Annotated in this window: 6 protein-coding genes; 4 read left to right on the top strand and 2 right to left on the bottom strand. The window is 63.4% G+C overall.

Annotated elements, in window-relative coordinates:
- Positions 1–94 precede the first annotated feature (94 nt).
- Positions 95–739, bottom strand: a complete 645-nt coding sequence (locus EOB80_RS20555; RefSeq protein WP_127268358.1) for an arylesterase — start codon at positions 737–739, stop codon at positions 95–97.
- Between the two features lie 85 nt (positions 740–824).
- Here EOB80_RS20555 and EOB80_RS20560 point away from each other — a divergent pair, with 85 nt between their 5' ends.
- The 4 genes from EOB80_RS20560 (at position 825) to EOB80_RS20575 (ending at position 5,756) form a co-directional block, all read left to right on the top strand.
- Entirely contained in the window at positions 825–1,520 is a 696-nt protein-coding gene (locus tag EOB80_RS20560) for an ABC transporter ATP-binding protein (protein ID WP_023811310.1), read from the top strand.
- Positions 1,520–4,069 (top strand): ABC transporter permease, encoded by a 2,550-nt coding sequence (locus EOB80_RS20565; RefSeq protein WP_127329349.1) that lies wholly within the window; start codon positions 1,520–1,522, stop codon positions 4,067–4,069. The genes EOB80_RS20560 and EOB80_RS20565 overlap by 1 nt, the downstream gene beginning before the upstream one ends.
- A gap of 228 nt (positions 4,070–4,297) precedes the next feature.
- On the top strand, positions 4,298–5,077 hold the full coding sequence (locus EOB80_RS20570; RefSeq protein WP_127271172.1) for a Bax inhibitor-1/YccA family protein: 780 nt from the start codon (positions 4,298–4,300) through the stop codon (positions 5,075–5,077).
- A gap of 106 nt (positions 5,078–5,183) precedes the next feature.
- Positions 5,184–5,756: a GNAT family N-acetyltransferase gene (locus EOB80_RS20575; protein ID WP_127329351.1), complete on the top strand. Its 573-nt coding sequence runs from the start codon at positions 5,184–5,186 to the stop codon at positions 5,754–5,756.
- Positions 5,757–5,873: 117 nt separating this feature from the next.
- Here EOB80_RS20575 and EOB80_RS20580 read toward each other — a convergent pair whose 3' ends face one another.
- On the bottom strand, positions 5,874–6,260 hold the full coding sequence (locus EOB80_RS20580) for a DUF2794 domain-containing protein (RefSeq protein WP_127269004.1): 387 nt from the start codon (positions 6,258–6,260) through the stop codon (positions 5,874–5,876).
- Positions 6,261–6,717: the final 457 nt, after the last annotated feature.

A 6,717-nucleotide genomic window follows, 5' to 3' on the forward strand; every position in this document is an offset into this window, starting at 1 on the left:
ATCCCCAGCGAATCATCGATAGTCAAACGGAGCAAGAGGTTTGTTGGCCACAGTCCCTGTTAAAAGCCCCATGCGCGGAAACAGTTCCAATCTGCTAGGAATCGCCCGGCACTGCCGCGATCACCTTCTCGACCGTCGGCAGGATGCGTTCGACTATCTGGTCGACGCCTTCAACGCTCGGATGCAGGCCGTCCTCGAGTTGCATGCCGGGCTGGCCGGCGACGCCGTCGAGAAAGAACGGGTAGAGCACGACGTCGTATTTCTTCGCCAGGTCCGGAAAAATGGCGTCGAACGCATTCTGGTAGTCGGGGCCGAGATTGGGTGCGGCACGCATGCCGGCCAGAAGCACGGCAATCTTGCGCTGCTTCAGCTTGCTCAGCATCTCGTCGAGGTTCTTCCTGGTGATGTCGGGCGAAACGCCGCGCAGCATGTCGTTGGCGCCGAGTTCGAGGATGACCAGTTGCGTGCCGTCGGGCACCGACCAGTCGAGCCGCGCCAGGCCACCGCTCGTCGTGTCGCCGGAAACGCCGGCATTGGCGACGCTCACATCATGGCCTTTGGCGCGAAGGGCAGCCTGCAGCCTGTCGGTAAAGCCCTGGTCCGGCCCAAGGCCATAGCCCGCCGTCAGGCTGTCGCCGAAGCCGACGATTTTGAACGGCTCGGCACGCGCTGACGGCATGGCGCCGCAAATGGCGAGGAAAACCATGAGGCCTGCGGCAATACTGCGTTTGAAAGACATGCGGCAGGCCCCATATGAGCTAGGAATTCTTCAGTCGACGGCTTCCGGCAAGCAGAGCCTTCCCAGATTATAGGACGATTTCATTTTGACAGAAGCCGTCATCGCGCTGAAAGATGTATCCCTCACCCTTGGCGAGGGCGCTTCATCGGTCCATGTGCTGAAGGGTGTCAGCCTTGATGTGGCGACCGGGGAGGCGACCGGCATCGTCGGGCCTTCGGGCTCCGGCAAGTCGACATTGCTGATGGTCCTGGCAGGCCTGGAAAGGGTCGATTCGGGTACGGTCCGAATCGCTGGTGAGTTGCTCAACGGCAAAAGCGAGGACCAGATTGCTTCGTTTCGAGGCCGAAACATTGGCATCGTGTTCCAGTCCTTTCATCTCATTCCCAACATGACGGCGCTCGAAAATGTCGCGGTGCCGCTGGAACTGGCCGGCCATGCCGATCCGTTTTCGGTGGCGGCGCGCGAGCTGGCGGCGGTTGGCCTCAGCGACCGCGTCACCCACTATCCCGGCGAATTGTCGGGCGGCGAGCAGCAGCGCGTGGCGATCGCCCGCGCATTGGCGCCGTCGCCGCGCATCCTGATCGCCGACGAGCCGACCGGCAATCTCGACCAGGCGACCGGGCGGCAGGTCGCCGACCTCCTGTTTGCCAAAGCGGCCGAGCGCGGCATGACGCTGGTGCTGGTGACCCATGATCCGGCGCTCGCGGCACGCTGTTCGCGCCAGGTATCGATGCGCTCGGGCCGGATCGAGGCGCCGGCGCCTGTCAAGGTGACGGCCTGATGCCGCTGTCCCGGACGTTGAGGCTCGCGGTCCGCTTCTCGTTGCGCGAGATGCGCGGCGGCCTGTCCGGCTTCCTGATCTTTCTCGCCTGCATCGCGCTCGGCGTCGCGGCCATCGGCGGCGTCAACTCGGTGGCGCGTTCGATCACCGCCGGTGTCGCCAATCAGGGCCAGACGCTGCTGGGCGGCGACCTTCGCTTCGAGATCAATCAGCGTGACGCCAGCCAGGCGGAGCGCAGCTTCCTTGACGGGCTCGGCACAGTTTCCCGGACCGCCAGCATGCGTTCGATGGCGCGTCTGGCCGACGGATCCGACCAGGCGCTGGTCGAGGCCAAGGCGGTCGACCATGCCTATCCTCTCTATGGCACGCTGGAGACCGAGCCGGCACTGTCGAAACAGGAACTGTTCGGCGAAGAGTTCGGCGTCTTCGGTGCGGCGGCACCCGACCTTCTGTTCGAGCGGCTGCACGTCAAGATCGGCGACCGGCTGAAGCTTGGTACCGCCACTTTCGAACTGCGCGCCAGGCTGGTCGCCGAACCGGACGCCGTGTCCGACGGTTTCGGCTTCGCGCCAAGGCTGATGATCTCGACGGACGGGCTGGCGGCCACTGGACTGATCCAGCCGGGCAGCCTGGTCGAGAATGCCTACAAGATCCGCCTACCGGCAGACGCCGACGAGGCGCGACTGAAGGGCGTCCAGGACCAGGCGGCCACGGATTTCCCCGAAGCAGGCTGGTCGATCCGCACACGCAGCAACGCGGCGCCCGCGCTGTCGTCCAACATTGAACGTTTCTCTCAGTTCCTGACCCTGGTCGGGCTGACGGCGCTGGTGGTCGGCGGTGTGGGCGTCGCCAATGCGGTGCGCGCCTATCTCGACGGCAAGCGCGGCGTGATCGCCACCTTCAAGAGCCTGGGCGCTTCGGGCGGCTTCGTCTTTGCCGTCTATCTGGTGCAGATCCTGATCATTGCCGCATTGGGTATCGTGCTGGGCCTTGTGCTCGGCGCGCTGATGCCGTTCGCAGCGAGTGCGGCCTTGCAATCCGTCATTCCGGTGCCGGCCGCAGGCGGCTTCTATCCCGGCGCGCTCGGCATGGCGGCGCTGTTCGGCCTGCTGGTGACGTTGGCTTTCGCGCTGCTGCCGCTCGGCCGCGCCCGCGATGTGCCGGCAACCGCGCTGTTTCGCGAGATGGGGCTGGAAGGCCGCGGCTTGCCGCGCCCCGCCTATGTCGCGGCGGCCATAGGCATCGCGCTGTTGCTGGCGGCGCTGGCCATTCTGTTTTCCGGCGACCAGCGCATCGCCTCGATCTTTGTCGGCGCTACCGTCTTCGCCTTCCTGGTGCTGCGCGTGGTCGGCGCACTGGTGCAATGGGCGGCCAGGAAGAGCCCGCGCGTGCGCTTCGTGGCGCTCAGGCTCGCTATCGGCAACATCCATCGGCCAGGCGCGCTGACGCCATCGGTGGTGCTGTCCTTGGGGCTCGGCCTGACGCTGCTGGTGACGCTGGCGCTGATCGACGGCAATCTCAGGCGGCAGATCTCCGGCAGCCTGCCGGAACGGGCGCCGAACTTCTTCTTCGTCGACATCCAGAGCGCCGATGTCGCGTCTTTCTCGGCGCTGATCGGCAAGGAGGCGCCGCAGGGCGTACTGGCCAAGGTGCCGATGCTGCGCGGCCGGGTGATGGCGCTGAACGGTATCGATGTCGACAAGGTGAAGGTGCCGGCGGAAGGCGCCTGGGTGCTGAGGGGCGACCGCGGCCTGACCTATGACACCAGGCAGCCGCAGAACGCGACGTTGACCGAGGGCAGTTGGTGGCCCGAAGATTACAGCGGCGAGCCGCTGGTTTCGTTTTCGGCGCAAGAAGGCAAGGAGATCGGGCTGAAGCTCGGCGATACCATCACCGTCAACGTGCTGGGACGCAATGTCACCGCCAGGATCGCCAATTTCCGCCAGGTCGAGTGGGAGACGATGGGCATCAATTTCGTCATGGTGTTCTCGCCCAACACATTCGCGGGCGCCCCGCATGGCTGGATGGCGACGCTGACCGAAAAGAGTACCTCGACGGCCGACGACGCCCGCATCCTCAACGCCGTCACCCGCGCCTTCCCGGCGGTGACGACGGTGCGGGTCAAGGACGCGCTCGATGTCGTCAACCGGCTGGTCGGACAGCTCGGCTCGGCGATCCGAGCCGCGGCCGGCGTGGCGCTGATCGCTTCGGTGCTGGTGCTGGCCGGCGCGCTCGCCGCCGGCAACCGGGCGCGCATCCATGATGCGGTGGTGCTGAAGACGCTGGGGGCGACACGCACGACGCTGATATCGGCCTTCTCGCTCGAATACATGCTGATCGGACTGGCCACCGCCATCTTCGCGCTGGCGGCGGGCAGTGCGGCGGCTTGGTTCGTCGTCGCGCGCATCATGACATTGCCGTCGCATTTCATGCCCGAGGTGGCAGTGGCGACCATTCTGTTTTCGCTGGTGATCACGGTCGGCATTGGTCTTGCCGGCACCTGGCGGGTGCTCGGCCACAAGGCAGCACCGGTGCTGCGCAATTTGTGACGACAGGCCCGGAAATGGGCATCCTGGATTAAATCTTGGTAAGAAAGCCCTCCGAAAAGCCGAGGAATCGGCACTTCGCCCTGTCACGAACCGTTACATCCGGTTACGGACTTGTTCTTGACGCGAATAACCATCATATTTCGCCACAGGCATGCTGGAGCCCTGCCAGCGGCGCCTGGGTCCGGAAGGACCTGACACCCGACGGGGCAGAAGCAATAGAGGACTACAATGGCTGATCCCATTCGCAACTACCAGACGCGCGCCGTGCCCGGCGTCAGCGTCGGTGCCGACATCGATCAGGGCCTGCGCGCCTATATGATCAGGGTCTACAATCTGATGGGGCTTGGCCTCCTCATCACTGGTCTTGCCGCGATCGGCACGATCATGCTGGCCACCACCACCGATCCGGCTTCGGCTGTCGCGACGCTGCCAAGCGGCGAGATGCTGACCTCCTTCGGCTACGCGATCTTCGGCTCGCCACTGCGCTGGGTGGTGATGCTGGCGCCGCTGGCTGCCGTGCTGTTCCTGTCGTTCCGCGTTCAGTCGATGAGCGTTTCGGCGGCGCAGACGACGTTCTGGGTCTATGCTGGTCTCGTCGGCCTGTCGCTGTCTTCGATCTTCCTGGTCTACACCACGGCCAGCATCTCACAGACCTTCTTCGCCACGGCCGCCGCCTTCGGTGCGCTGTCGCTGTTCGGCTACACCACAAAGCGCGACCTGACGGCGATGGGCTCGTTCCTGATCATGGGCGTGTTCGGCATCATCATCGCGTCGGTGATCAATATCTTCCTGCAGTCGTCGGCGCTGTCCTTTGCCGTGTCGGCGATCGGCGTGCTGGTCTTCGCGGGCCTGACCGCCTATGACACGCAGAAGATCAAGGAGATGTATTTCGAGGGCGACACTTCCGACGTCGCCGGCCGCAAGGCGATCATGGGCGCTCTGACGCTCTATCTCGACTTCATCAACCTGTTCATGTTCCTGCTACAGTTCATGGGCGACCGCCGCTAAAGCGGTATTGGACCATCAACTTCCGGAAGGGCGGCCCAACGGCCGCCCTTTTCTTTTGTCTTGGCCTTTGCTGTTATTACGAGCAGAGAAACGGCATGCATAAACAATGAGCAATATTGCGATCCGGCCTGCCACGGTGGCCGACCTCGACAGCGTCACGGACATCTATGCCGATGCGGTGACCCAAGGCACGGCGAGCTATGAGCTGGAGCCGCCGAGCCGTGCGGAGATGGGTGTTCGATTCGACAGCCTGACGGCCGGCGGCTTTCCTTACCTGGTGGCGGAGAAGGACGGCACCGTTCTCGGCTACGCCTATGCCGGCGCCTTCCGGCCACGCCCGGCCTATCGCTTCATCGTCGAGGATTCGGTCTATGTCGCGCCCGAGGCCAAGGGCCAGGGCGTCGGGCTCAAGCTGATGCAAAGCCTGATCGAGGCAGTGACGACGGCGGGCTTTCGCCAGATCGTCGCGGTGATCGGCGATGGTCGTCCCGACAGCGCCTCGGTGCGGTTGCACGAAAAGCTCGGCTTTCGCCATTCGGGACGCCTTGAAGGTTCCGGCTACAAGCATGGGCGCTGGCTGGACACGGTGTTCATGCAGCTGTCGCTGAATGGCGGTGCGACGCTGCCGCCGGATCCCGAATCGCTGCCGGAGCGGAAGTTTCGCCTTAGGGGGAACTGAGGAATTGAAGAATTGAAGAATTGAAGAAGATAGCGTCAGGCGTCGAGTGCCCTTTTCATCAATTCATCAATTCATCAATTCTCCAGTTCTTCAATTCCCCTGCTCTAATTCCCCAGCTCAGGCTTCGACCAGCTTCAGCTTGCTGTCGAACACACCAAGCACGCGGCCGAGTTCCTGGCCGCGCTTCAGGATGCGGCCGCCGGCGGCGATGACGGCAAAAGCGCCCTGCTTGCGGGCCAGTTTCGGATCCTTGACGATCTGGAACAGCGGCACTTCGCTGGTGCGGCGAAATACGGAAAACACAGCGCGATCCGCAAGATGATCGATGGCGTAGTCGCGCCATTCATTGGCGGCGACCATGCGGCCGTAGAGCCTGAGGATCTGGTCCAACTCGCGGCGGTCGAACCGCACCGGCTGATCGAGACGTTCGCGTCGCGCCTCGTGCAGCGGGATCAATATCGCGGATGCGTCCCCATCCCCCGTCCCGCCGCTGTCATCGGTCATGCCTCGATCCTTCAAAATGAATCTTTGCCAACCAAAGTTGGCGTGTTCGCGACTGAATTGCAAGCCCAGCGAACCGAGCCCCGCGCCGCGCTGTTTCCGTTACGTCCAGTCACTTTTATGAAACGCCGTGTTGGAATTGGTGATGTTCCGCCACATTTCTGCCTTTTTTTATCCGCGCTCATGCCCCAATGTCCGACGAATTTACCGGTGTTGCCTGAGACGGTTCGGTCCGGCACCGGCTCGTAAACCCCAAGCCCCCCGCCCACGGGTCTGCGTCGGATCGAACCAACCTCGGTTCTTCTTCGGAAGAATCGGGTGCGACGATCCCAAAACCTAAATGACCGACGTCAGAAGCAAGCTGACGTCGGTTTTTTATTGGGTGAGAAGCGGTTCGCGCAGCGAACGAAAAGCCAATTGCTTGGCTTTTCGAGCTTCGAACGCCCTGAGCCTGCGAAGG

It is taken from the genome of Mesorhizobium sp. M7A.F.Ca.MR.245.00.0.0 (genome assembly GCF_003997415.1).
Lineage (GTDB): Bacteria > Pseudomonadota > Alphaproteobacteria > Rhizobiales > Rhizobiaceae > Mesorhizobium.

Excerpts from the sequence above, each read along its gene's own strand:
- EOB80_RS20555 (WP_127268358.1), bottom strand. The coding sequence starts at position 739 with ATGTCTTTCAAACGCAGTATTGCCGCAGGCCTCATGGTTTTCCTCGCC.
- EOB80_RS20565 (WP_127329349.1), top strand. The coding sequence starts at position 1,520 with ATGCCGCTGTCCCGGACGTTGAGGCTCGCGGTCCGCTTCTCGTTGCGC.
- EOB80_RS20570 (WP_127271172.1), top strand. The coding sequence starts at position 4,298 with ATGGCTGATCCCATTCGCAACTACCAGACGCGCGCCGTGCCCGGCGTC.
- EOB80_RS20575 (WP_127329351.1), top strand. The coding sequence starts at position 5,184 with ATGAGCAATATTGCGATCCGGCCTGCCACGGTGGCCGACCTCGACAGC.
- EOB80_RS20580 (WP_127269004.1), bottom strand. The coding sequence starts at position 6,260 with ATGACCGATGACAGCGGCGGGACGGGGGATGGGGACGCATCCGCGATA.